This window comes from Pantoea sp. ICBG 828 (assembly GCF_002928355.1).
GTDB lineage: Bacteria > Pseudomonadota > Gammaproteobacteria > Enterobacterales > Enterobacteriaceae > Pantoea > Pantoea dispersa.
The window spans coordinates 454730-478384 of the sequence record NZ_POWN01000004.1 but is presented as its reverse complement, the minus strand read 5'-3'; the positions used below and the strand labels follow the sequence as shown (position 1 = coordinate 478384).

The following is a 23655-nucleotide window of genomic DNA, read 5'->3' as shown; positions in this document are numbered from 1 at the left end:
GCCTGCAAATTACTGGTATTCGCTCATCGGAACGCATGAACAGAACACATTGCGATCGCCAAACACATCGTCGAGACGCTTAACGGTCGGCCAGTATTTGTTGGCGCTGCCGGCCGGGAAGACCGCCAGCTCGCGGCTGTACGGATGAGTCCAGTCGCCGACGATTTCCATCTGGGTATGTGGTGCATTCACCAGCGGGTTGTCGTCAGCCGGCCATTCACCGTCGGCCACGCGATCGATTTCCATGCGGATCGCCAGCATCGCGTCAATAAAGCGGTCCAGCTCGATTTTGCTCTCAGATTCGGTCGGCTCGACCATCAGCGTGCCCGCGACCGGGAACGACATGGTCGGCGCATGGAAGCCATAGTCGATCAGGCGTTTCGCGATATCCAGCTCGCTGATGCCGGTCTGCTCTTTCAGCGGACGAATGTCGAGAATGCACTCATGCGCCACGCGGCCGTCGCGGCCGGCGTACAGAATCGGGTACGCTGACTGCAGCCGGCTGGCGATGTAGTTGGCGTTGAGAATCGCCACCGAGCTGGCCTGCTTCAGCCCTTCGGCACCCATCATGCGAATGTACATCCAGCTGATGGGCAGAATAGATGCGCTGCCGAACGGCGCCGCAGAAACCGCGCCCTGCTGGGTCAGCACGCCGTCAATCTGCACCACGCTGTGGCCCGGTACGAATGGCGCCAGATGCGCCTTCACCCCGATCGGCCCCATGCCCGGACCGCCACCGCCGTGCGGAATGCAGAAGGTTTTGTGCAGGTTGAGATGCGACACGTCAGCGCCAATGTAGCCAGGCGTGGTGATCCCGACCTGCGCGTTCATGTTTGCGCCGTCGAGGTACACCTGGCCGCCGTACTGATGCACGATCTGGCACACTTCGCGAATGGTCTCTTCGTAGACGCCGTGCGTCGACGGATAGGTCACCATGATACACGACAGCGCATCACCGGCCTGCGCTGCTTTTTCACGCAGATCGCCGAGATCGATGTTGCCCTGCTTATCACAGGCCACCACCACCACCGCCATGCCCGCCATCTGCGCGGACGCCGGGTTGGTACCGTGCGCCGAGCTCGGGATCAGACAGATCGTGCGGCCCGCTTCATTACGGCTCTCATGATAGCGACGGATGGCCAGCAGACCGGCGTATTCGCCCTGCGCACCAGAGTTCGGCTGCATGCACAGCGCATCGTACCCGGTGAGCTGAACCAGCCACTGGGACAGCTGGCCGATCATCTGCAGATAACCGCTCGCCTGCTCTGCCGGGCAGAACGGGTGCAGTTCAGCGAATTCCGGCCAGGTGATCGGAATCATTTCGGCGGCGGCATTCAGTTTCATGGTGCATGAGCCGAGCGGGATCATCGCCTGATTCAGCGCCAGATCCTTTTTCTCCAGGCTGTGCATATAGCGCATCATCTCAGTTTCGCTGTGATGACGGTTGAACACCGGATGGGTAAGGAATTCGCTGGTACGCTGCTGGCCTGCCGGAATGGCGCTGTTTTCCGCCGCCACCGCGGCGTCCAGCGCCTCGATATCCTGGCCGTGCGCGTCGCCCAGCAGAATGGCAAACAGCGCCAGCACGTCTTCACGCGTGGTGGTTTCATCCAGCGTGATACCGACCGCATTGAGGATATCGCTGCGCAGGTTGACGCCGAAGCTCAGCGCACGGTTCAGCACCGCCGCTTTGTCCGCGACTTCAACGGTCAGCGTATCGAACCAGCTGTGATGGCGCAGCTTCAGGCCGCCGTTTTGCAGGCCTGCTGCCAGAATCGAGGTCAGACGGTGAATGCGCGAGGCAATGCGCTTCAGTCCGGCCGGGCCATGGTAAACCGCGTACAGGCCGGCGATATTCGCCAGCAGCACCTGTGAAGTACAAATGTTGGAGTTGGCTTTCTCACGGCGGATGTGTTGTTCGCGCGTCTGCATCGCCATGCGCAGCGCGGTGTTACCGGCGGCATCGCGTGACACACCGATGATACGGCCCGGCATGGAGCGCTTGTGCTCATCACGGCTGGCAAAGAAGGCCGCGTGCGGACCGCCGTAGCCCATCGGTACGCCAAAGCGCTGGGCGGAACCAAAGACGATATCAGCACCCTGTTTGCCCGGCGCTTCCAGCTGCACCAGCGCCATGAAATCCGCCGCCACGCTCACCACCACTTTGCGGCTTTTCAGCTCAGCAATCAGTTCACGGTAGTCGTGCACTTCTCCGCTGGTACCGACCTGCTGCAGCAGCACGCCAAACAGATCGTCGTGCTCGCGGGCTTTTTCGGCGCGATCGATAATCAGCTCAAAGCCAAAGGTTTCGGCGCGGGTGCGCACCACATCCAGCGTTTGCGGATGGATGTCATCGGCGATAAAGAATTTTGTCGCGTTTTTCAGCTTGCTGACGCGTTTGGCCATCGCCATGGCTTCGGCCGCCGCGGTGGCTTCATCCAGCAGCGACGCTGAAGCGATATCCAGCCCGGTGAGATCGAGCGTCAGGGTCTGGAAATTGAGCAGCGCTTCCAGCCGGCCCTGCGACACTTCCGGCTGATACGGCGTATACGCCGTGTACCAGCCCGGATTTTCCAGCATGTTGCGCAGAATCACCGGCGGGGTGATCACGGCGCTGTAACCCATTCCAATCCAGGATTTGTAACGCTGATTCTGGCTGGCAATGGCTTTCAGCTCTGCCAGCGCCTGCTGTTCAGTCGCGGCATCGCCTACCGCCGGCGGGCCTGGCAGCTGGATATCAGCAGGCACAATTGAAGCGATCAGCGAAGCCAGCGAGCTGGCACCAATCGCTTCCAGCATGGTGGCCTGCTGCGCGGCATCAGGACCGATATGGCGCTCAATAAAAGCACCGTTATGTTCGAGCTGGCTGAGAGTCTGAGTCATTTACAGTACATCCTGAATCGGGCTGGGTGACAAAATGGCATTAAATCAGGCAGATAAAAAAGAAGGCGCCGCAGCGCGGCACCTTCAGAGACTACCGGTTACTCGTCGATGGACGCTTTGTAGGCGGCAGCATCAAGCATCGCGTCGAGCTCGGACTCGTCGCTGGCTTTGATGCGGAACAGCCAGCCGGCGGCGTACGGTTCGCTGTTAACCAGCTCCGGGGCATCGCCCAGCGCTTCGTTGACCGCAACAATTTCACCGCTCAGCGGGGCATAGATATCCGATGCCGCTTTCACGGATTCGGCTACCGCACAGTCGTCACCGGCGGCAAAGCTGGCGCCCACGTCTGGCAGGTCGACAAACACCATGTCGCCCAGCAGTTCCTGCGCGTGTTCGGTGATGCCCACGGTAAACGTACCGTCAGCTTCTTTACGCACCCACTCGTGGCTATCACGGTACTTCAATTCATTTGGCACATTGCTCATCGCCATTTCTCCTGAAAAAAATTACTGAGCGACCGGCTTGCCGGCGCGAACAAAAATAGGTTTAGTTACTTTCACCGGCATTTCACGATTGCGGATTTCAACAATCGCCTGCTCACCGATACTGGCCGGCACGCGCGCCAGCGCAATGCTGTAGCCCAGCGTTGGCGAGAAGGAGCCGCTGGTAATGATGCCCTGCTGCGGCTGTCCCTGCGCATCGGTAAAGCGCACCGTCAGGCCGTTACGCAGCACGCCTTTTTCGGTCATCACCAGCCCGACCAGTTTTTCCGTGCCGTTCTCGCGCTGCGCTTCCAGCGCTTCACGGCCAATGAAATCACGGTCGGCGGGCTCCCAGCTGATGGTCCAGCCCATGTTGGCAGCCAGCGGCGAAACGCCTTCATCCATCTCCTGCCCATACAGATTCATGCCAGCTTCGAGACGCAGCGTATCGCGTGCGCCCAGTCCGGCTGGTTTCACGCCTGCGGCCAGCAGCTGCTGCCAGAAATCTGCGGCCTGAGCGGCAGGCAGGGCGATTTCATAACCGGCTTCACCGGTATAACCGGTCGTGGCGATAAACAGATCGCCGGCCTGTACGCCAAAGAACGGCTTCATGCCTGCCACCGCGTCACGCTGTGCCGCGCTTAACAGGCTCTGTGCTTTTTGCTGCGCGTTCGGTCCCTGTACGGCGATTAGCGCCAGATCGTCACGCTCGATGAGCGCAACCCCAAACGGCTGCGCATGCTCAGCGATCCACGCCAAATCCTTCTCGCGCGTGGCGGAGTTGACCACCAGGCGGAAGAAATCTTCGCTCATAAAGTAAACAATTAAATCATCAATGACGCCAGCTGAAGCATTCAGCATGCCGGTATAGAGGGCTTTGCCGGGCTGGGTCAGTTTGGCGACGTCGTTGGCCAGCAGGTAACGCAGAAATTCACGGGTGCGCGCGCCGTGCAGATCGACAATGGTCATGTGGGAAACGTCAAACATTCCGGCATCGTTGCGCACCGCATGGTGCTCATCCATTTGCGAGCCGTAGTGCAGCGGCATCATCCAGCCGTGGAAATCCACCATGCGGGCACCGCAGGCCTGATGCTGTTCGAATAGAGGCGTTTGCTGAGTCATAACCATCCTGTGAAGACAAGTGAGTGTGACGCGCCTGCGCCGTCAGTTTTGAGCGACGCAAACGTTCTCTTTACGCTGAAGTTACCACCGAATCCGGCAATTAACCATAAGGAAAACGAGGGTGAAACCTTATCATCCTTTGGGCTGCCCCGGCAGCCACGCCAGCACATCTCACTGCATTTATGTGATTTACCGCGCATATAATTCACCTGTTGCGCAGTAATTCAGCCGAATAATGGAAGCCGTGCCGCAGACAAGGGAAATGGTTCGGGTGCGAAAAGCATTTAGGATTAGTTAAAGTAATGCGATTTGAGACCTGAAATTAGAATAAATCAAATGAAGGGCAATTTGGGTGCAGCGATGCACAATAATGGTGCCGGGGCGGGTTTTGCAGTGACGTTACCGGGTGCGAACAGGGTCGCGATGGATGGCTACAACGCTGTGCAGTTCGGTGATTCATGAGCGGCAGCCGACTGCCACGCCCACCCTTGAGGGCGATCGCGTAACGTCAGTGCAGGAAAAACGGCACCTGAAAGGGTGCCGTAATAAGGAGGGTTAGCGGATCCAGCCGGGCAGGTCGTTGAGGCCCATAGCCTGCTTCAGCAGTAACGGCTTCACGCCAGGCAGCGTGTCGGCCAGCTTCAGCCCGACGTCGCGCAGCAGTTTTTTCGCCGGATGGTGCCCGGCAAACAGCTCACGGAAACCCTGCATTCCAGCCAGCATCAGCGCTGCGCTGTGCTTGCGGCTGCGTTCATAACGCCGCAAATAGAGATGCTGGCCGATATCTTTGCCCTGCTGATGCAGACGGCGGATTTCGCCAATCAGCTCGGCGGCATCCATAAAGCCGAGGTTAACCCCCTGCCCGGCCAGCGGATGGATGGTATGCGCCGCATCGCCCACCAGCGCCAGCCGGTGCGCAGCAAAGTTGCGGGCGTAACGCGCCGTCAGCGGGAAAGTTTTACGTTCGCTTTCCACCTGGCACAGACCAAGGCGCATATCGAATGCCACCGACAACTGCTGGTTAAACAGCGCTTCCGGCATGGATTGCAGTCGCGCCGCTTCCTGCGGTGACAGCGACCAGACGATGGAACACAGGTGCGGATTCTGCATCGGCAGGAAGGCCAGAATGCCGTCGCCGTGGAACACCTGGCGCGCGATGGCATCGTGCGGCATATCGGTGCGTACATTGGCCACCAGCGCGTGATGTTCGTAATCCCAGAAGGTGATCGGGATATCCGCTTTGTCACGCAGCCACGAGTTGGCCCCGTCCGCAGCAATCAGCAGGCGCGCGCTCATCATGCTGCCATCCTGCAGGGTAATAAAGGCTTCGTTATCGCCAAACGCCACCTGCTGCAGCTGAGCCGGCGCAATCAGCGTCACGTCGCTGCACTGACTGGCGCGCTGCCACAGTGCACTGTGAATCACCTCGTTTTCAATGATATGTCCGAGGTGCGACAGCCCCTGCTGCTCGTCATCAAAGCTGATCGAGCCAAAGCTGTCCTGATCCCACACTTCCATGCCGTGATACGCGCTGGCGCGCAGCGCGAGAATGGTGGACCAGACATCAAGTTTTTGCAGCAGACGCTCGCTGGCGGCGTTGATGGCCGAGACGCGAACCGACGCTGGCGCCGCCGCATCAAATTGTGGCTCAGGCGCTTTTTCCAGCACCGCAACGCGCAGGCCGCTGCCCTGTAAGCCACAGGCCACCGCCAGACCGACCATGCCGCCCCCGGCAATCGCCACATCAAATGTTTGCATTGCTGCCCCTTAATTCATGCTTAACGCTTAACCCAGCCGAGCGTGCGCACGGCAAGTGGGTTTCGCAGCCATGGCAGGTGGTCCATTGCCACCAGCCCAAGATTTCGTCCTGCCACCAGCGGGGCATAACGGTTGGCGAACAGCCGCACCAGACCGTCGGTGACGCCAATGGTCGCCACGCGATCCGGCTGGCGGCGCGCAGCAAAATGGTGCAACACCGCGTGGCTGCCCGGATCCTGCTGGTAACGATGCGCCGCCGCAAGGGTTTCCGCCAGCGACATCACATCGCGCAGTCCGAGGTTAAAGCCCTGCCCGGCGATCGGATGCAGCGTCTGCGCCGCATTGCCGACCAGTGCCAGCCGGTGCGTCACCTGACGCTCTGCGGTCTGCAGCGCCAGCGGATAGATTTCGCGCTGGCCGGCGTGAGTAAAGCGCCCCAGCCGCCAGCCAAAGGCGCGCTGTAATTCATGCAGGAAGGTGGCATCGTCCCACTGCTTAACCGTGGCTTCGGCCGCCGCCGGATGACACCACACCAGCGACAGACGGTTGCCGGACATCGGCAGCAGCGCCAGCGGGCCATGCCGGGTGAAGCGCTCAAACGCGCGACCCTGATGCGGCAACTGCGTCGCGACGTTGGCAATCACCGCCAGCTGCTGGTAGTCGTCGCGCTGCCAGCGAATGCCGCAGGATGCCGCCAGCGGCGAGCGTGCGCCGTCAGCGGCCACCAGCAGCGCGCCCTGTAACGTTGCGCCGCTGCTGAGCGTCGCCTGCACGCTATCGGCGCTGCGGGTTACTGAGGTCACATGATCCGGGCAGCACAGCGTCACGCCGGGTGCCTCACGCAGACGTTTAAACAGGCACTGTCCCACGTCATACAGCTCGACCACGTTGCCCAACGCCGACAGCTGATAATCCTCAGCCTGCAGCTGAACAAACCCGCTGTGCCCGCGATCGGAAACGTGGATGTGGGTAATGGGCGTGGCGCAATCCGCCAGCGAACGCCACAGGTCAATTTCCGCCAGCTGCTGACAGGTGCCCGCCGCCAGCGCGATGGCGCGCCCGTCAAAGCCCGGGTGCGCGCGGCTGTCCGGCTGATGACGTTCAATCAGCGTCACCGGCAACTGGCCCTGCGTCAGATGCGAAATCGCCAGTGCCAGCGTGGCGCCGGTCATGCCGCCGCCTGCAATCAGGATACTCATACGCCGCGCGCCGCCGCCATCAGTGCTTCGATCGCCTCAGCGTCTTTTACCACGCTGTCGGTCAGGTTTTCATTACCGTCGGCGGTGATGACGATGTCGTCTTCGATACGGATACCGATGCCGCGATACTGCGCCGGCACTTTGGCATCCGGCGCGATATACAGGCCCGGTTCAACGGTGAGCACCATGCCGGGTTCAAGCAGGCGGTCGCGGCTGGGCGTGCCGTAGTGGCCGACGTCATGCACGTCCAGCCCCAGCCAGTGCCCAAGACCGTGCATAAAGAACGGACGGTGCGCCTGCTCTTCAAACAGCGTATCGATATTGCCTTCCAGTATTCCCAGATCGACCAGACCGGTGATCATGATGCGCACCACTTCGTCGTTGACTTCATGGATGCTGATGCCCGGGCGGAACATCGACAGCGCCTTATACAGCGAGGCGAGCACGATGTCGTAGATCTCGCGCTGCGGCTGGCTGAATTTACCGTTTACCGGGAAAGTGCGGGTGATATCGCCGGCGTAGCCATGGAATTCGCAACCGGCATCAATCAGCACCAGATCGCCGTCGCGCATTTCGCTTTCGTTTTCGGTGTAGTGCAAAATGCAGCCGTTCTCACCGGAGCCCACGATGGTGTTGTAAGACGGAAAGCGCGCGCCGTGGCGGGTGAATTCGTGATGGATTTCGCCTTCCAGTTGATATTCAAACATGCCGGGACGGCACGCCTGCATCGCACGGGTATGTGCCAGCGCGCTGATTTTTCCTGCGCGGCGCAGAATGGCGATCTCGTCTTCGCTTTTAAACAGGCGCATCTCATGCACCCAGGGACGCCAGTCGGTCAGCGTCGCCGGCGCGCTGAGGTTTTGCCGGAAACCGCGGCGCAGTTTCTCCAGCGCGCTGAACACCAGCGTATCCGCTTCCGCGTATTCACCCTGTGCGTGATAGACCACGTCGAGTCCGTTGAGCAGCTGGTGCAGCTGCTCGTCAATCGCATCCCACGGCAGCGCGCGGTCAACGCCCAGCTTCGCCGGTGCGGCTTCCTGACCAAGCCGACGCCCGAACCAGATCTCGGCCGTCAGGTCGCGTACGCGGTTAAACAGCACGCTGTGGTTATGATTGTCATCGCTCTTGATTAATACCAGCAGCGCCTGCGGCTCGTTGAAGCCGGTGAAGTACCAGAAATCGCTGTTCTGGCGAAAGGGATATTCGGTGTCGTTGCTGCGCGTCACTTCAGGTGCAGCAAAAATCAAAGCCGCGCTGCCGGGCGCCATGCGGGCGATCAGCGCCTGACGACGTTGCCGGAAAGTTTCCAGTGTAATCATATTTGCACTCCCTGTAGAAAACGGGCAGCGACCTGCCCACGATGACGCGCTTAGTGTAGCGTAGGTTTTTGCACTTCCGGTGCGGTCGGCGTGTGTGGCCGGGTGAAGGTGTCATGGCACAGCAGCGCGGCAACGCGCACGTACTCAATCACCTCTTCCAGCGACTGTTCGAGCTCTTCCTGATCTTCATCTTCATCGTAGCCAAGTTGCGCAATGGTGCGCAGATCGTCAATCGCTTCGCCGGTCTCACCGGTCACTTTGTCCAGCTTCGGCTGCGTCACGCCCAGGCCCAGCAGGAAGTGATTGACCCAGCCGGCTAGCGCGTCAGCACGATCGAACACCGTGATGTCCTCCTCATCCGGCAGCATCAGCTGGAACAGGAAACCCTCTTCATCCAGCGTGTTGGCCAGGTTTTCATGCAGCGCCTGCAGCGGCTGCGATAGGCTTTGCGAGAACGCCATGCCTTCGTTAGTCAGGTCATGCACCAGGGTTTTCCAGCTGCTGTCCTGATTGCCGCCGCACAGAATGCCACACAGCAGTCCGTGCATCTCGGCGGGCGTCATGCCTATGCCCTGCTGGGAAAGTGCCGCGGCCAGCGCGTTGTAAGTGGGTGTTGCGTTCTGTAAAGACATAAGCTTTGGTCGTCGTTGGCAGAATAAGTTCGTGTTATGCTACCACCAGGTGCCTCAGGGTTTCCAGAAAAGGGGTTGTAACTTATCACGCGGGTCTATATAGTTGCGCACCTCCCAACCCATTGACAGGTAAGGGAGATGCGAACGAAGTAATCAGTCAGGATGGTGGCATGTCTGCACAACCGGTAGATATTCAGATTTTTGGTCGTTCATTGAGAGTGAATTGTCCGCCTGAACAGCAAGATGCGCTGAATCTGGCCGCAGAGGATCTCAATCAACGGTTGCAAGATTTAAAAGTTCGCACTAGAGTCACAAATACAGAGCAGCTGGTGTTCATCGCCGCGTTAAACATTTGCCACGAGCTGGCACAAGAGAAAGGTAAAACGCGCGATTACGCAGCCAATATGGAACAACGCATCCGTATGCTGCAGCAGACCATTGAGCAGGCATTAGTTGAGCAAGGTCGCATAACTGAACGTCAGGGCCCTAAATTCGAATAACACTTCACGGTACTCGTGTTAGAGTAACGGTGAAGTCAATTTTCTCTGAGATGTTTGCAAGCGGGCCAGTCCCCTGAGCCGATATTTCATACCAACAGAGTGTGACGCTCTGTAACCTGTGAGCATGCTCGGTCCGTCCGAGAAGCCTGATGGTTACGACGGCATACTCACCTTGAACCAAGGGTTCAAGGGTTACAGCCTGCGGCGGCATCTCGGAGATCTCCTCTTAGTTCCACCCTGTTATTCCCGGTGTGATAATGTGGCTATCAACAGCCTTATCAGCCGGGGACATCATGCCAGCACCTTCTCTTCTCGACCGTCAGGATATTCGTCAGCATGTGCGCCATCTGCGCCGCAATCTTACGCCTGAGCAACAGGTTGAGGCCGCCGATCTGCTGGCTGAACATGCCATTAATTTTGCCCCGCTGGCCAGCGCGCAACGCATCGCGCTGTTTCTCTCCGTCGATGGCGAAATCAATACCCGACCGCTGATTGCCAAACTGTGGCAGCAAAAGAAGCAGGTCTTTCTGCCGGTGCTGCACCCGTTTGCGCCCGGTCACCTGCTTTTTTTGCGCTACACGCCAGAAACCCCGCTGCGGCCTAACAAGCTTCGCATCCCTGAGCCGCCGCTGGATATTACGCAGCTGGCGACACTCGATCAGCTGGATGTGATGCTGGTACCGCTGGTGGCGTTTGACGCGCAGGGACAACGCTTAGGCATGGGCGGGGGTTTTTACGATCGCACGCTACAGCACTGGCAGCAGCATGGCTTTTTACCGCTGGGTATTGCGCACGACTGCCAGCGCGTCGATGCGCTGCCGGTGGCGGCCTGGGATGTGCCATTGCCGGCGATTCTCACGCCGTCAAAGCTGTGGCAGTGGGAAACGCTGGCGGGATAAAGACAGGGCGCCCAGCGGCGCCCTGCACTGTCAGTACAGCAGACGGGCGCGAATGGTGCCTGGAATCGCCTTCATCAGTTGCAGCGCTTTCTCGGCCACATCTTCTTCGGCATCAATATCGATAACCACATAACCCATCACTGGCGAGGTTTGCAGATACTGAGCGGCAATGTTGATGCCCTGCTCGGCAAAGATCTGGTTGATGGCGGTCAGCACGCCCGGGCGGTTTTCATGGATGTGCAGCAGGCGGCTGGCGCTGGCAGCGTGCATCGGCAGCGAGACTTCCGGGAAGTTTACTGCGGAGAGCGTCGAGCCGTTGTCAGAGTACTTGGCCAGCTTGCCAGACACTTCCAGACCGATGTTCTCCTGCGCTTCCTGCGTTGATCCGCCGATGTGCGGCGTCAGGATCACGTTGTCGAATTCGCACAGCGGCGAGTTAAACGGATCGCTGTTGGTTGCAGGTTCAACCGGGAAGACGTCGATGGCGGCACCGGCGAGATGTTTGCTGGCCAGCGCATTACACAGCGCCGGGATGTCGATCACGGTGCCGCGCGCGGCGTTGATCAACAGCGCGCCGGGCTTCATCAGCGCCAGCTCTTCGCTGCCAATCATGTTCTGCGTAGACGGCGTTTCCGGCACGTGCAGGCTGACCACATCACTCATGTTCAGCAGGTCAGAGAGATGGCGCACCTGGGTGGCATTGCCCAGCGGCAGCTTGTTTTCGATATCGTAGAAAAATACGTGCATGCCGAGGCTTTCCGCCAACACGCCGAGCTGCATCCCGATATGGCCGTAGCCAATGATACCCAGCTTCTTACCACGCGCTTCGTACGAACCGGTGGCGATTTTATTCCAGATGCCGCGGTGTGCTTTGGCATTGGCTTCCGGAATGCCGCGCAGCATCAGCAGCATTTCGCCGATCACCAGTTCCGCGACCGAACGGGTATTGGAGAACGGGGCGTTGAACACCGGCACGCCGCGTTTCGCTGCCGCGCTGAGATCAACCTGGTTAGTACCAATACAGAAGCAGCCCACCGCCACCAGCTTTTCAGCTGCCGCGAAGATCTCTTCAGTCAGTTGGGTACGGGAACGGATACCAATGAAGTGGGCATCGCGGATGGAGGACTTCAGCGTCTCAGCATCCAGTGCGCCTTTGTGGAACTCGATGTTGGTGTAACCTGCGGCGCGCAGATTATCCAGCGCACTCTGGTGAACGCCTTCCACCAGCAGGAACTTAATCTTGTCTTTTTCCAGTGATACCTTTGCCATTTCCCGACCCTATTCAGAATTCAACGAGGACTACCATAAGGTAGCCTTCTGTCAAAATATCAAAATTTTCCGGCGCGGCAATACAAACGATTGCCTGCACGCTAGCACGCGCCCACGTGCAGACAACACAAATCCACACAAAATCGTGAGATGACGAGAGCGCAAAGTACGAACCTGCTGTTGATGAATCATTTGTGACATAAGTCACCAAATTTCACTGCAGCAAGAAAAGATGTTTTGCGGATGGAAATAACCGGCGCTGGCGGCGCGCCGGTGAGATCAATTGGTGATGGTTTTCACGCCGTCCGGCGTACCAATCAGCGCGATATCCGCTCCGCGTGCGGCAAACAGCCCCACGGTGACGACGCCCGGCAGCGCATTGATGGTTTTTTCCAGCGCAATCGGGTCAAGGATGCGCAGATTATGTACGTCGAGAATAATGTTGCCGTTATCCGTAATCACGTGCTGACGATACTCCGGCAGGCCGCCCAGCTTCACCAGCTCCCGCGCCACATAAGCGCGTGCCATCGGAATCACCTCCACCGGAAGCGGGAAGTTGCCCAGCACATCGACTTGTTTGGACGCATCCGCGATGCAGATAAATTTCTGCGCCACCGCCGCGACAATTTTCTCGCGCGTCAGCGCTGCGCCGCCGCCCTTGATCATCTGCATCTGTGGATTGATCTCATCAGCCCCGTCGACATACACCGACAGCGCATCCACGTTGTTGAGATCGAACACCGGAATGCCCAGCGATTTGAGCTTTTCGGTTGAGGCTTCCGAACTGGAAACCGCGCCCTCGATCTGATCCCTGATGGTACCAAGCGCGTCAATAAAGTGCGCCGCCGTTGAACCGGTGCCTACGCCAACAATGGTGCCTGGCTGCACGTACTGCAGCGCTGCCCAACCTACCGCTTTTTTCAGTTCATCCTGGGTCATGGTATGTTTAAAACCTGTGCGACATCGAAGTGCGCGTAGTATAAAACAAGGCGCTGTCAAAAAGCGCGGCTGACCGACGTTGGATGTAAGCCTTTGGAAGCCAGCCCGCAAAAACGCGTCGGCCGCACAGCTTCGCCGTTTTATGGCATAGTAGTTTCCACCCTGAACGAGAGAGAACAACAATGAAACGCCCGGATTATCGAACGCTTCAGGCGCTGGATGCTGTGATTCGCGAACGCGGCTTTGAGCGTGCCGCCCAGAAGCTGTGCATCACGCAGTCTGCGGTGTCGCAGCGCATTAAACAGCTGGAAAACTTATTTGGTCAGCCGCTGCTGGTGCGTACCGTGCCGCCGCGCCCGACCGAGCAGGGACAAAAATTGCTGGCGCTGCTGCATCAGGTGGAGCTGCTGGAAGAGGAGTGGCTGGGCGATGATAACGGTGGCACCACGCCGCTGCTGCTGTCGCTGGCGGTGAACGCCGACAGTCTTGCTACCTGGCTGCTGCCGGCGCTGAAAGATGTGCTGGCCGACTCGCCGGTGCGCCTGAATCTGCAGGTGGAAGATGAAACCCGCACGCAGGAGCGTTTACGGCGCGGTGAAGTGGTCGGCGCGGTGAGTATCCAGCCGCAGCCGTTGCCAAGCTGTCTGGTGGATCAGCTGGGTGCGCTGGACTATCTGTTCTGCGCCTCGCCGGAGTTTGCCGCGCGCTATTTCCCCAATGGCGTGACGCGCTCGGCGCTGCTGAAAGCCCCGGCGGTGGCGTTTGATCACCTCGACGATATGCATCAGGCCTTTTTGCAGCAGAACTTTGATTTATCGCCGGGCAGCGTGCCGTGCCACATCGTGAACTCATCAGAGGCTTTTGTGCAGCTGGCGCGTCAGGGATCGGTGTGCTGTATGATTCCGCACCTGCAGATTGAGCGCGAGCTGGCGCAGGGAGAGCTGGTTGATTTGACGCCGGGTCTGTATCAGCGCCGGATGCTGTACTGGCACCGTTTCGCGCCGGAAAGCCGTCTGATGCGCAGCGTGACCGATGCGCTGATTGCCCACGGCCACCGCGTATTGCGCCAGGATGAAGTTGCGGCCTAGCGCCGTTCAGATTAGCGCACAACAGTCGTAGCGGCGCGATTCATCGCGCGTTTTAACAGCGGTTCTGCTGCTGGAAAGCGCGATGAATCGCGCCGCTACAATTTTACAGGCTAACTTACTGCGCGGTATTCGGTTTGATTTCGAAGACCACATCCACCTGATCGTCAAAATGGATGCTCTGCTGCTCGTAGGTCTGCTGCGCGGTGGTGTCCGCCGCGGCACCGGCCGCTTTGTACATGCGCGCCATCGGCATCGGCTGATAGTTAGCCACGTGATAGCGAATGCTGTACACCGAGCCCAGTTTGGCATTGAAGCCTTCCGCAAGGGCGCTCGCCTGCTGTGTGGCATTGGCAATCGCCGCTTTACGCGCCTGATCTTTGTAGCTGTCCGCGTTAGCCACGCCCAGCTCAACAGAACGAATCTCATTCAGGCCCGACTTCAGCGCGCCGTCCAGCAGCTCATTCAGCTTATCCAGCTGGCGCAGCGTTACTTCAACCTGACGCACCGCACGGTAGCCTTTCAGCACCGATTTACCCTCTTTGGTGTAGTCATACTCCGGCTGGGTGCTGAGATTAGCCGCATCAATATCTTTCTTCTCGATGCCGTTCTTTTGCAGGAAATCAAAATATTGCGCCACGCGGTCGTCAGCCTGTTTCTTTGCATCCGCCGCGTCTTTCGACGAAACATTCACCACGATGGAGAGTGTAGCCATATCCGGACGGGCATCCACGCTGGCCTGTCCTGATGTCACCACGTGCGGTCCGTTCGGCACTTCTCCCGCCTGGACCAGACCGGACAGTGCGCCCGTGCTCATTACGGCGGCCAGCGCCAGTGCTTTCAGTTTCACGAAAGTCCTCCTTGAAGGGTTCAATTTCAGGTCGCCACTATGGCGAAACCCAAAACACATTACTATGCGTGATGGTCTGAGTTTGAAATTAGCAAAAAGTTCGGCTTTGCTCAGGTTTAACGTATCCGCGATCGCAAATTTATCGCTACAGATTCGCTGAAAAGCGCCGCCTGCGTTTCTATTAAAGAAACACTTCTGCCCCTCGGGAGAGTTGTATTATGACAGAACAGCCACTTAGCCAAAGCGCGGTCAGCGTGCGAGCCGGACGCACACGCTTTATGATGCTGGCCCTGGTGTTTATCAACATCATCATTAACTACATGGATCGCACCAACCTGTCGGTGGCCGCCACGCAGATGGCCGGTGAACTGCGCTTCACGCCGCTGGAGATGGGGCTGATCTTCTCGGCGTTCGGCTGGATCTATGCGGCGCTGCAAATTCCCGGCGGATTCCTGATCGATCGTCTCGGCGCGCGGCTGGTATACGGCGCGGGGCTGTTTGCCTGGTCGCTGATCACCGCACTGCACGCTTTTGCCAGCAGCTTCGGCGCGCTGTTCGGTCTGCGCCTCGGCGTGGGTGCCTTCGAGGCGCCGGTGATGCCGGCTAACAATCGGGTGATTTCCAGCTGGTTCCCAGAGCAGGAGCGTGCCAGTGCAATTGGCATCTACTCGTCCGCACAGTTTGTTGGCCTCGCCTGTATGACGCCGCTGCTGTTTCACGTGCAGGCTGCGTTTGGCTGGCGCGGGCTGTTTCTGATTACCGGCGTGGCGGGCATGATTTGGGCGCTGGTGTGGTATCTGCTGTATCGCGAGCCGAACCAGCACAAAGGTGTATCAGAGGCTGAACTTAACTATCTGCGTGACAACGGCGCACTGCTGGAAAACCGCCAGGGCAGGCAGCAGCCGCGTGCACGCTGGGCCGATCTGGCGCAGATGTTTCGCAGCCGCAAGCTGGTCGGCATCTATATTGGCCAGTTCACCATCTCGGCGACCTTCTGGTTTTTCCTCACCTGGTTTCCTACCTATCTGGTGGAGTATCGCCACATGGACTTTATCAAGAGCGGCTATGTGGCGTCGCTGCCCTACTTCGCGGCGTTTTGTGGCGTACTGCTGGCCGGCTTTGCCTCAGACCGCATGATCCGGCGCGGCGTGTCAGCCAGCGTGGCGCGCAAGCTGCCGGTGATCCTCGGCCTGTTCCTCACGCTGTTCATCCTTGGTGCTAACTACACCGAAGATTCGCGGCTGATCATCCTGTTTATGTCGCTGGCGTTTTTTGGCAATGGCCTGGCGACCATCACCTGGGTGTTTGTTACCACGCTGGCGCCGCGCCATCTGATCGGTCTGGCCGGCGGCGTGTTTAACTTTACCGGCGCGCTGTCATCCATCGTGGTGCCGATCGCCATCGGTGCTTTGATTGACGGCAGCAACTTCGCGCCGGCGCTGGCCTTTATCGCCGTGCTGGCCGCTATTGGCATCTGCAGCTATCTGTTTGTAGTAGGAAAAATTGACCATGTCAGCGCGCGCTGATGAGCCGTTTCGCCAGCGCGTGCAGCTGTTGCAGACGCTGCGCCAGCTGGGCCTCATCGGCCTGCCAGATTTTGGCGAAGGCCAGCGCCGCGCGGTTGTTATTGATCGGCTGCGCCATACTGATTTCGCCGTCCTCGCGATGCCACACCAGATAATCCCCGGTGCGTTTGCGCGCCAGCAGCGGCGCAATCTGCGCCCACTGTTCGTCACTGAAGCGTGGCCGCAGCACCTCGTCACTCTCCGCCGCCAGCAGCGCGACGCCAATCACCGACTGCCACGCTGGCAGCATGCGGAATCCGGCCAGCGCCTGGCTGGTACTGGTACGCTCGCCGGGCTCCGAGTGCCAGATGTAGATGACCTGGTCCTCCCACAGCACGCCAAGCGCCACCACGATATCGCGCGGCGCGTGCGCCTCCAGCTGCGGCAGTGCCGAAGCAAACAGCGACGATCCACGAATGGCCTGCGCCGCCAGCGCATGAATGCCCGGGCCCGGCAGATAGCGCCGGTGTTCATCCTGAATCGTCAGGCCGATGGACGCCATGGTCATCAGCAGACGGTTTACCCGCGTGCTGTTCATCCCCATCTGGCGCGCCAGTTCACGGCCGCCGACCGCTTTGTCACTGGATACCAGATATTGCAGGCAGCGAATTCCGTCAATCAGGCTCTGGTTGGGTTGCGAAGACATAAATCACCTTGTGACGGTAAAAATTCAATCTTAGCAGCCTTCAGGCGGGAGTAACCTCATGATGCAAACTTTCTCTTCTCAGGCCGCGCGTGCCTTTCCGTTGCAGTCGTTAAACGCCGATGTGCTGGTCGCCGGCGGCGGTCTGGCTGGCGTGTGCGCCGCGCTGGCTGCGGCACGCGCGGGCCAGCAGGTGGTGCTGATTCAGGATCGCCCGGTCCCCGGCGGCAACGCCTCCAGCGAAGTGCGGCTGTGGGCCAACGGCGCGACGTCGCATATGGGTAATAACAACCGCTGGGCGCGTGAAGGCGGCATCATGGGCGAGATCATGGAGGAGAACCTCTGGCGCAACAAAGAGGGCAACCCGGTGCTGTTCGACATGGTGCTGCTGGACATCGTGCAGGCGCAGCCGCGCCTGACGCTGCTGCTCAATACCGTGGTCAGCGACATCGAAAAATCTGCGCAGCGCCTGCAGGCGGTTCAGGCTTTCAACGCCATCAATCAGACCCGCTATCGCGTGACGGCCGGCCAGTTTATTGATGCCAGCGGCGACGGCGTGCTCGGCTATCTGGCCGGGGCTGCGCACCGTGTGGGCGCAGAATCACCGCAGGAGTTTGGCGAAAAAATGGCGCCGGGCGAGCAGTTTGGCCACAAGCTCGGCCACTCGATTTATTTTTATACCAAACGCAGCGCGCAGCCGGTGCGCTTTGTACCGCCCTCCTTCGCCCTGAAAGAGATCACCGCCATTCCGCGCTATAAACGCCTGAGCTCCGATCTCAACGGCTGCGATCTGTGGTGGCTTGAGTGGGGCGGCCGGCTGGATACCGTGCATGAAAGCGAAACCATCAAGTGGGAGCTGTGGAAAATTGTCTGGGGCGTGTGGGATTACATCAAAAACTCCGGCGAGTTTGCCGATGCCGACACGCTGACCATTGAATGGGTCGGGCTGATTCCCGGCAAGCGCGAGAGCCGACGCTTTCTCGGCGACACCCTGCTGTGTCAGCAGGATATCATCGCACAGCGCGACCACTACGATGCGGTGGCCTACGGCGGCTGGTCGATTGACCTGCATCCGGCCGACGGCGTGTACAGCGCTCACGACGGCTGCCGCCAGTTCCACAGCAAAGGCACTTACACCATTCCGTTTCGGGCGCTGTACAGCCAGTCGCTGGATAATCTGCTGCTGACCGGCCGGCTTATCTCTGCCACGCACGTAGCCTTTGGCAGCGCGCGCGTGATGTGCACCTGTGGCGTGCTGGGCGAAGTGGTGGGCCGCGCGGCGGCGCTGTGTCAGCAGCATAACCAGACACCGCGTCAGCTGGCGCAGCCGGAGCATATTGGTCAGCTGCAGCAACAGCTGCTGCGCCACGGCGCGTACATTCCGCGTCAGCAGCTGGCGCATCCGGCCGGTGCCGCTCAGGTCAGCGCCAGCAGCACCTTCGCGCTGCACGCCCTGCCCGCGGATGGCGGCTGGCACGCCCTTACCTCACGCTGCGCCCTGCTGCTGCCGCTTAAAGCCGGAGAACGCCTGCCGGCGCTGACGGTGCGGCTGCGGGCGTCATCCGCGCAGACGCTGCAGGTTTCACTGCTGACCAGCGACAATCCGGCCAATACCTGCGGCGATCGGCTGCTGGCCACACACAGCCTGCAGATTAGCGGTGAAGAGGCGTATTCGCTGCCGTTTGACTACCGTGCGGAGTGCGATCGTTACCTGTTTATCGCCTTTGAAGAAAATCCGGCGGTTGAAGTGGCGCTCACCCGCCAGCGCCTGCCGGGCATTATGATGGTCTTCAACAGCCTCAATCCGCGCGTCGCGAAACGCACCCGGCAGATAAACGACGGCGATTACGGCGTGGAAGAGTTTGATTTCTGGCTACCGCGCCGCGCGCCCAATCAGATCCTGATCGCGTTTAGTCTGGCGACACCGCTGCGGCTGTGGCACTGCGACTATTTGCTCAACGGTAAACTGCGGCCGGAAAGTCACACCAACGGCTGGCTGCCGGCAGCGGACGATTGCCAGCCGTGGGTGTGCTGGCAGTGGCCGGACGCGCAGCGCGCCAGCCAGATTACGTTGCTGTTCGATAACGATTTCGATCATGCGATGGAAACGGTGCAGATGGGCCATGCGCAGGCGGTGACGCCGCACTGCACTACCCACTATCGCCTGTGGCTGGATGACACGCTGCTGGCCGCGGTCAGCGATAATCATCACTCGCTGTGCCATCATGCGCTGCCCCCGGATACCGCGTTCCGCCAGATTCGGCTGGAGCTGCTGGCCAGCGCAGGCGCCCTGCCCGCGCTTTACGGCCTGCATGTGCATCACCAGCCGGCGATGCCCTGACGCGCCAGCTGCAGGGCGATAAACCACATTACGCCGCCCACCAGCAGATTAATGATGCGCTGCGCGCGCACGGTGCGCAGGCGCGGCGACAGCCAGGCGGCCAGCAGCGCCAGACCGAAAAACCACAGCAGCGAGGCGCTGGCGGTGCCGAAAGCGAACCAGCGGCGCGCCTCCGCCGACGGCAGCTGACTGCCGAGGCTGCCGAGCACCACGAAGGTGTCGAGATAGACATGCGGATTGAGCCAGGTCACCGCCAGCATAGTGGCGACAATGCGCCAGCGCCCCTGCTTCAGCGCCGCCTCTGACGCCAGCGTGACATCGCCCTGCCAGGCACTGCGCAGCGCGCCCCAGCCGTACCACAGCAGAAACGCCACGCCAGCCCAGGTGATCAGCATCAGCAGAACCGGTGACTGCTGCAACAGTGCGCTGCCGCCAAATATTCCGCCACAGATCAGCGCAATATCGCTCAGTGTGCACAACGATGCGGTCATCAAATGGTAATGGCGCTTAATGCCCTGGTTCAGGACAAAGGCATTTTGCGGGCCTAACGGCAGGATCAACGCAGCACCAAGGGCAAGCCCTTGTAAGTAAACAGATAACACGGAAGAGTTCCTGAAAAAGGGGTGTTGCTGGGCAGTATAGTGAAGTGCGGATATTAGCGGAAATGGAAAGAATTAATCGGTCATTAGCGGAACTGATAAAGCAAGGGCACCCGCCGGTGCCCTGATAACTTACTCGCTGCGCGCAGACTGCTGCGCCTCGCTCTGCACCTGATGCAGGTGCACGTCCATCTGCGGATAAGGAATACCGATACCGTGCGCATCCAGGGTGCGCTTGAAGTTCTTCATCAGATCCCAGTAGACGTTCTGCAGATCACCGCTTTTGCTCCAGCAGCGCACCACAAAGTTCAGCGACGAAGCCGCCAGTTCGTTCAGGCCAATCTGAATACCCAGATCTTTCAGCACGCGCTCGTCCGCTTCCACCACTTCACGCAGCAGATCGATCACCTGATCGACATCCGCATCGTAGGCGACGCCAATAATGAACTCGTTGCGGCGGATAGGTTCGCGCGAAAAGTTAACGATGTTGCCGGCGATGATTTTGCCGTTTGGCACCACCACGATTTTGCCGTCAGCGGTTTTCAGCGTGGTCGAGAAGATCTGTACATTCTGTACGGTCCCCATCACGCCACCGAGATCGACGAACTCACCGGTGCGGAATGGACGGAAGGTCACCAGCAGTACGCCTGCCGCCAGGTTGGAGAGCGACCCCTGCAGTGCCAGACCGACGGCCAGACCGGCAGCACCGAGCACGGCGATCACCGAGGCAGTCTGCACGCCGACGCGGCCCAGCGCGGCAATAATCGTGAAGGCAATAATACCGTAGCGCACCAGCGCCGAGAGGAAATCAGCCACGGTGGCATCAATATGACGCGCGACCAGCAGGCGATTGACGCCGTTCGATACCACGCGCGCGATAATCATCCCGACAATAATGATGGCGATAGCCGCCACGATGTTCACCGCATAGCTGAGGATCAGCGCCTGGTTGCGCACCAGCCAGCCACCTGCATTGTTAATGCCGTCAACGACGTTAAGATCTTCCATTTGTTAGCCCTGTTGTTGAGTTTCCCGCAGGAAAGTACAAAAACTGCCAGATTCAATCCGACACTCCCGAGTACAAGGGTAAACAATAATGGGGCGAAGCGCCAAAAATGTGCTGTATAAACCGGGATTTCCAGACAGGACGCATAAAAAAAGGCCCTTTCGGGCCTTTTTTGTACGGTAAGCAAAAATTACAGTACGTCGACAGCGTTCAGCTCTTTGAAAGCCTGCTCTAAGCGCACAACCATGGAAGATTGTGCCGCACGCAGCCAGACGCGTGGATCGTAGTATTTTTTGTTCGGGCTGTCAGCACCGTTCGGGTTGCCAAGCTGACCCTGCAGGTACGCTTCGTTGGTTTTGTAGTACTGCAGGATGCCGTCCCAGGTTGCCCACTGGGTATCGGTATCGATGTTCATCTTGATCACGCCGTAGCTGATAGACTCTTCGATTTCTGCAGCAGAAGAACCGGAACCGCCGTGGAACACGAAGTCCAGCGCGTTGTGCGGCAGGCCGTGTTTCTCTGAAACGTATTTCTGCGAATCACGCAGAATGGTTGGAGTCAGTTTCACGTTGCCTGGCTTGTACACGCCGTGCACGTTACCGAAGGACGCAGCGATGGTGAAACGCGGGCTGATTTTGCTCAGCTCGGTGTAAGCGTAATCTACGTCTTCTGGCTGAGTGTACAGTGCAGAAGCGTCCATGTGGCTGTTGTCCACGCCATCTTCTTCACCACCGGTGCAGCCCAGTTCGATTTCCAGCGTCATATCCAGTTTCGCCATGCGCGCCAGATATTTAGAAGAAATCTCGATGTTCTCTTCCAGTGACTCTTCAGACAGATCGATCATGTGTGAGGAGAACAGAGGTTTACCGGTTTTCTTGAAGTGCTCTTCACCAGCATCCAGCAGGCCGTCGATCCACGGCAGCAGTTTCTTCGCACAGTGGTCGGTGTGCAGGATTACTGGCACGCCGTACTGTTCAGCCATCAGATGCACATGGTGTGCACCAGCGATTGCGCCGAAAATCGCAGCGCCCTGTGGTTTGTCGGTTTTGAAACCTTTACCGGCGATGAAGGCAGCACCACCGTTGGAGAACTGAACGATGACCGGCGCTTTAACTTTAGCCGCAGCTTCCAGTACCGCGTTGATGGAATCCGTGCCGACGCAGTTAACGGCTGGCAGAGCGAATTTGTTTTCTTTCGCTACTTTGAAGATTTTCTGAACGTCATCACCAGTGACAACGCCGGGTTTTACGAAATCAAAAATTTTAGACATGGTTGTGTCCTGTTTCGTTTATCGTCCACTCCCCAATGGGAATGCGATCTGTTCGCCCACAGCGGGCAAGCCTTCAGACAGCGCCGAAGCGCTGCCCCCAAAAATTACTGCTTCGCGCGTTCTTCCAGCATGGCAACTGCCGGCAGTTTTTTGCCTTCCACGAACTCGAGGAACGCACCGCCACCGGTAGAGATGTAGGAGATTTTGTCCTCGATACCGAACAGGTCGATAGCCGCCAGGGTATCACCGCCGCCGGCAACAGAGAACGCGTCGCTGTCTGCGATAGCGTTGGCAACGATTTCGGTGCCCTTACGGAAGTTCGGGAACTCAAACACGCCAACCGGACCGTTCCACAGAATGGTTTTTGCGTCTTTCAGCAGTTTCGCCATGTTCTGTGCGGTTTCGTCACCGAAGTCCATAATTTCTTCGTTATCCGCTACTTCGGAAACCTTTTTCACGGTTGCCGGGGCAGTTTCGGAGAATTCCGTGCCGACGCGTGAATCGGTCGGTACCGGAATGCCGTACTGGTCGCGCAGGCCTTTAGCGGCCTCAACGAAGTCTGGCTCGTACAGCGATTTGCCGACGTTGTTGTCGATCGCCACGAAGGTGTTAGCGATACCGCCACCGACAATCACGGTGTCAGCGATTTTCACCAGCGATTGCAGCACGTCGAATTTGGTCGACACTTTAGAACCACCCACCACGGCAACCAGCGGACGCTGTGGATTGCTCATCACTTTGCCCAGCGCTTCCAGTTCGGCAGACAGCAGCGGACCGGCACAGGCGATAGGAGCGAATTTGCCCACGCCGTGAGTGGACGCCTGCGCGCGGTGCGCGGTGCCGAATGCATCCATGACGAACACGTCACACAGCGCGGCATATTTCTTCGACAGGGTTTCGTCGTCTTTTTTCTCGCCTTTGTTGAAGCGAACGTTTTCCAGCACCACCAGTTCACCCGCGCCCACTTCCACGCCGTCGAGGTAGTCTTTCGCCAGGGTCACGTTAGTGCCGTTCAGTTTTTCTTTCAGGTAGTTAACAACCGGCAGGAGGGAGAACTCTTCGTTGTATTCACCTTCGGTCGGGCGACCCAGGTGAGAGGTAACCATCACTTTCGCGCCCTGTTTCAACGCCGCTTCGATGGTAGGCAGAGAAGCACGAATACGTGCATCTGACGTCACTTTCCCTTCTTTCACTGGTACGTTGAGATCGGCACGGATCAGAACGCGTTTACCAGCAAGATCCAGATCGGTCATCTTAATTACAGACATGGTGAACCCTCTCGTTGATTCTCATA

Annotated in this window: 20 protein-coding genes and 1 other RNA gene; 6 read left to right on the top strand and 15 right to left on the bottom strand. The window is 58.9% G+C overall.

Annotated elements, in window-relative coordinates; all coding sequences use genetic code 11:
• Positions 1-9 precede the first annotated feature (9 nt).
• The 7 genes from gcvP to C1Y43_RS12550 form a co-directional block, all read right to left on the bottom strand.
• Positions 10-2883 carry an aminomethyl-transferring glycine dehydrogenase gene (gene gcvP / locus C1Y43_RS12580; protein ID WP_021506667.1) on the bottom strand — a complete coding sequence of 958 codons (2874 nt, stop codon included), beginning with the start codon at positions 2881-2883 and terminating at the stop codon, positions 10-12.
• 98 nt (positions 2884-2981) lie between these two features.
• Complete coding sequence (gcvH, locus tag C1Y43_RS12575) at positions 2982-3368, bottom strand: glycine cleavage system protein GcvH (protein ID WP_058781308.1); 387 nt, start codon at positions 3366-3368, stop codon at positions 2982-2984.
• Between the two features lie 21 nt (positions 3369-3389).
• The gene (gcvT, locus tag C1Y43_RS12570) at positions 3390-4487 is read right to left on the bottom strand and encodes a glycine cleavage system aminomethyltransferase GcvT (protein WP_104188397.1); all 1098 of its coding nucleotides are present in this window, start codon (positions 4485-4487) and stop codon (positions 3390-3392) included.
• 555 nt (positions 4488-5042) lie between these two features.
• Entirely contained in the window at positions 5043-6245 is a 1203-nt protein-coding gene (gene ubiI / locus C1Y43_RS12565) for an FAD-dependent 2-octaprenylphenol hydroxylase (RefSeq protein ID WP_104188396.1), read from the bottom strand.
• A 20-nt stretch (positions 6246-6265) separates the two neighbouring features.
• Positions 6266-7444 carry a 2-octaprenyl-6-methoxyphenyl hydroxylase gene (gene ubiH, locus C1Y43_RS12560; protein ID WP_104188394.1) on the bottom strand — a complete coding sequence of 393 codons (1179 nt, stop codon included), beginning with the start codon at positions 7442-7444 and terminating at the stop codon, positions 6266-6268.
• Positions 7441-8763, bottom strand: a complete 1323-nt coding sequence (pepP, locus tag C1Y43_RS12555; RefSeq protein ID WP_104188393.1) for a Xaa-Pro aminopeptidase — start codon at positions 8761-8763, stop codon at positions 7441-7443. The genes ubiH and pepP overlap by 4 nt, the downstream gene beginning before the upstream one ends.
• A 50-nt stretch (positions 8764-8813) precedes the next feature.
• Positions 8814-9395, bottom strand: a complete 582-nt coding sequence (locus C1Y43_RS12550; RefSeq protein ID WP_104188391.1) for a YecA family protein — start codon at positions 9393-9395, stop codon at positions 8814-8816.
• A 170-nt stretch (positions 9396-9565) separates the two neighbouring features.
• On the opposite strand from C1Y43_RS12550, the gene zapA reads away from it, so the two are divergent.
• From zapA to C1Y43_RS12535, 3 genes are all read left to right on the top strand, one after another.
• Positions 9566-9895 (top strand): cell division protein ZapA, encoded by a 330-nt coding sequence (zapA, locus tag C1Y43_RS12545; protein ID WP_021506660.1) that lies wholly within the window; start codon positions 9566-9568, stop codon positions 9893-9895.
• Positions 9896-9934: 39 nt separating this feature from the next.
• A non-coding RNA gene (gene ssrS / locus C1Y43_RS12540) (6S RNA) lies at positions 9935-10118 on the top strand.
• 70 nt (positions 10119-10188) lie between these two features.
• Positions 10189-10794, top strand: coding sequence for a 5-formyltetrahydrofolate cyclo-ligase (locus tag C1Y43_RS12535; protein ID WP_058771549.1), 606 nt, complete (start codon positions 10189-10191; stop codon positions 10792-10794).
• Positions 10795-10824: 30 nt separating this feature from the next.
• On the opposite strand, the gene serA is transcribed toward C1Y43_RS12535, so the two are convergent.
• Together serA and rpiA are read right to left on the bottom strand one after the other, a co-directional pair.
• Entirely contained in the window at positions 10825-12063 is a 1239-nt protein-coding gene (serA, locus tag C1Y43_RS12530) for a phosphoglycerate dehydrogenase (RefSeq protein ID WP_058757100.1), read from the bottom strand.
• A 279-nt stretch (positions 12064-12342) separates the two neighbouring features.
• Positions 12343-13002 carry a ribose-5-phosphate isomerase RpiA gene (gene rpiA / locus C1Y43_RS12525; RefSeq protein ID WP_104188389.1) on the bottom strand — a complete coding sequence of 220 codons (660 nt, stop codon included), beginning with the start codon at positions 13000-13002 and terminating at the stop codon, positions 12343-12345.
• A gap of 182 nt (positions 13003-13184) precedes the next feature.
• On the opposite strand from rpiA, the gene C1Y43_RS12520 reads away from it, so the two are divergent.
• Complete coding sequence (locus C1Y43_RS12520) at positions 13185-14090, top strand: LysR family transcriptional regulator ArgP (RefSeq protein WP_021506656.1); 906 nt, start codon at positions 13185-13187, stop codon at positions 14088-14090.
• Positions 14091-14205: 115 nt separating this feature from the next.
• Here the strand turns inward: C1Y43_RS12520 and C1Y43_RS12515 are convergent, their stop codons facing one another.
• Complete coding sequence (locus tag C1Y43_RS12515; RefSeq protein ID WP_021506655.1) at positions 14206-14937, bottom strand: oxidative stress defense protein; 732 nt, start codon at positions 14935-14937, stop codon at positions 14206-14208.
• A gap of 218 nt (positions 14938-15155) precedes the next feature.
• Between C1Y43_RS12515 and C1Y43_RS12510 the strand changes: the two genes are divergently transcribed.
• A complete protein-coding gene (locus tag C1Y43_RS12510) occupies positions 15156-16463 on the top strand; it encodes an MFS transporter (protein ID WP_104188387.1) in 1308 nt (435 codons plus the stop codon).
• On the opposite strand, the gene C1Y43_RS12505 is transcribed toward C1Y43_RS12510, so the two are convergent.
• Complete coding sequence (locus C1Y43_RS12505; RefSeq protein ID WP_021506653.1) at positions 16450-17148, bottom strand: IclR family transcriptional regulator; 699 nt, start codon at positions 17146-17148, stop codon at positions 16450-16452. The two genes, C1Y43_RS12510 and C1Y43_RS12505, sit on opposite strands and share 14 nt — an antisense overlap.
• Before the next feature lie 61 nt (positions 17149-17209).
• On the opposite strand from C1Y43_RS12505, the gene C1Y43_RS12500 reads away from it, so the two are divergent.
• A complete protein-coding gene (locus C1Y43_RS12500) occupies positions 17210-19486 on the top strand; it encodes an FAD-dependent oxidoreductase (protein ID WP_369974315.1) in 2277 nt (758 codons plus the stop codon).
• Here the strand turns inward: C1Y43_RS12500 and argO are convergent.
• The 4 genes from argO to pgk form a co-directional block, all read right to left on the bottom strand.
• Positions 19465-20088 (bottom strand): arginine exporter ArgO, encoded by a 624-nt coding sequence (gene argO / locus C1Y43_RS12495; RefSeq protein ID WP_021506651.1) that lies wholly within the window; start codon positions 20086-20088, stop codon positions 19465-19467. The genes C1Y43_RS12500 and argO overlap by 22 nt on opposite strands.
• A gap of 129 nt (positions 20089-20217) precedes the next feature.
• Positions 20218-21093, bottom strand: coding sequence for a small-conductance mechanosensitive channel MscS (gene mscS / locus C1Y43_RS12490; RefSeq protein WP_104188384.1), 876 nt, complete (start codon positions 21091-21093; stop codon positions 20218-20220).
• Positions 21094-21281: 188 nt separating this feature from the next.
• Positions 21282-22361, bottom strand: a complete 1080-nt coding sequence (gene fbaA / locus C1Y43_RS12485) for a class II fructose-bisphosphate aldolase (protein WP_058757103.1) — start codon at positions 22359-22361, stop codon at positions 21282-21284.
• Positions 22362-22465: 104 nt separating this feature from the next.
• Positions 22466-23629, bottom strand: a complete 1164-nt coding sequence (pgk, locus tag C1Y43_RS12480; RefSeq protein WP_021506648.1) for a phosphoglycerate kinase — start codon at positions 23627-23629, stop codon at positions 22466-22468.
• Positions 23630-23655: the final 26 nt, after the last annotated feature.

Coding starts and splice junctions, on each gene's coding strand:
- serA (WP_058757100.1), bottom strand. CDS start 12,063: ATGGCAAAGGTATCACTGGAAAAAGACAAGATTAAGTTCCTGCTGGTG.
- mscS (WP_104188384.1), bottom strand. CDS start 21,093: ATGGAAGATCTTAACGTCGTTGACGGCATTAACAATGCAGGTGGCTGG.
- fbaA (WP_058757103.1), bottom strand. CDS start 22,361: ATGTCTAAAATTTTTGATTTCGTAAAACCCGGCGTTGTCACTGGTGAT.
- C1Y43_RS12505 (WP_021506653.1), bottom strand. CDS start 17,148: ATGTCTTCGCAACCCAACCAGAGCCTGATTGACGGAATTCGCTGCCTG.
- C1Y43_RS12510 (WP_104188387.1), top strand. CDS start 15,156: ATGACAGAACAGCCACTTAGCCAAAGCGCGGTCAGCGTGCGAGCCGGA.
- gcvP (WP_021506667.1), bottom strand. CDS start 2,883: ATGACTCAGACTCTCAGCCAGCTCGAACATAACGGTGCTTTTATTGAG.
- C1Y43_RS12550 (WP_104188391.1), bottom strand. CDS start 9,395: ATGTCTTTACAGAACGCAACACCCACTTACAACGCGCTGGCCGCGGCA.
- gcvH (WP_058781308.1), bottom strand. CDS start 3,368: ATGAGCAATGTGCCAAATGAATTGAAGTACCGTGATAGCCACGAGTGG.
- zapA (WP_021506660.1), top strand. CDS start 9,566: ATGTCTGCACAACCGGTAGATATTCAGATTTTTGGTCGTTCATTGAGA.
- pepP (WP_104188393.1), bottom strand. CDS start 8,763: ATGATTACACTGGAAACTTTCCGGCAACGTCGTCAGGCGCTGATCGCC.
- C1Y43_RS12520 (WP_021506656.1), top strand. CDS start 13,185: ATGAAACGCCCGGATTATCGAACGCTTCAGGCGCTGGATGCTGTGATT.
- rpiA (WP_104188389.1), bottom strand. CDS start 13,002: ATGACCCAGGATGAACTGAAAAAAGCGGTAGGTTGGGCAGCGCTGCAG.
- ubiI (WP_104188396.1), bottom strand. CDS start 6,245: ATGCAAACATTTGATGTGGCGATTGCCGGGGGCGGCATGGTCGGTCTG.
- C1Y43_RS12535 (WP_058771549.1), top strand. CDS start 10,189: ATGCCAGCACCTTCTCTTCTCGACCGTCAGGATATTCGTCAGCATGTG.
- gcvT (WP_104188397.1), bottom strand. CDS start 4,487: ATGACTCAGCAAACGCCTCTATTCGAACAGCATCAGGCCTGCGGTGCC.
- pgk (WP_021506648.1), bottom strand. CDS start 23,629: ATGTCTGTAATTAAGATGACCGATCTGGATCTTGCTGGTAAACGCGTT.
- C1Y43_RS12500 (WP_369974315.1), top strand. CDS start 17,210: ATGCAAACTTTCTCTTCTCAGGCCGCGCGTGCCTTTCCGTTGCAGTCG.
- ubiH (WP_104188394.1), bottom strand. CDS start 7,444: ATGAGTATCCTGATTGCAGGCGGCGGCATGACCGGCGCCACGCTGGCA.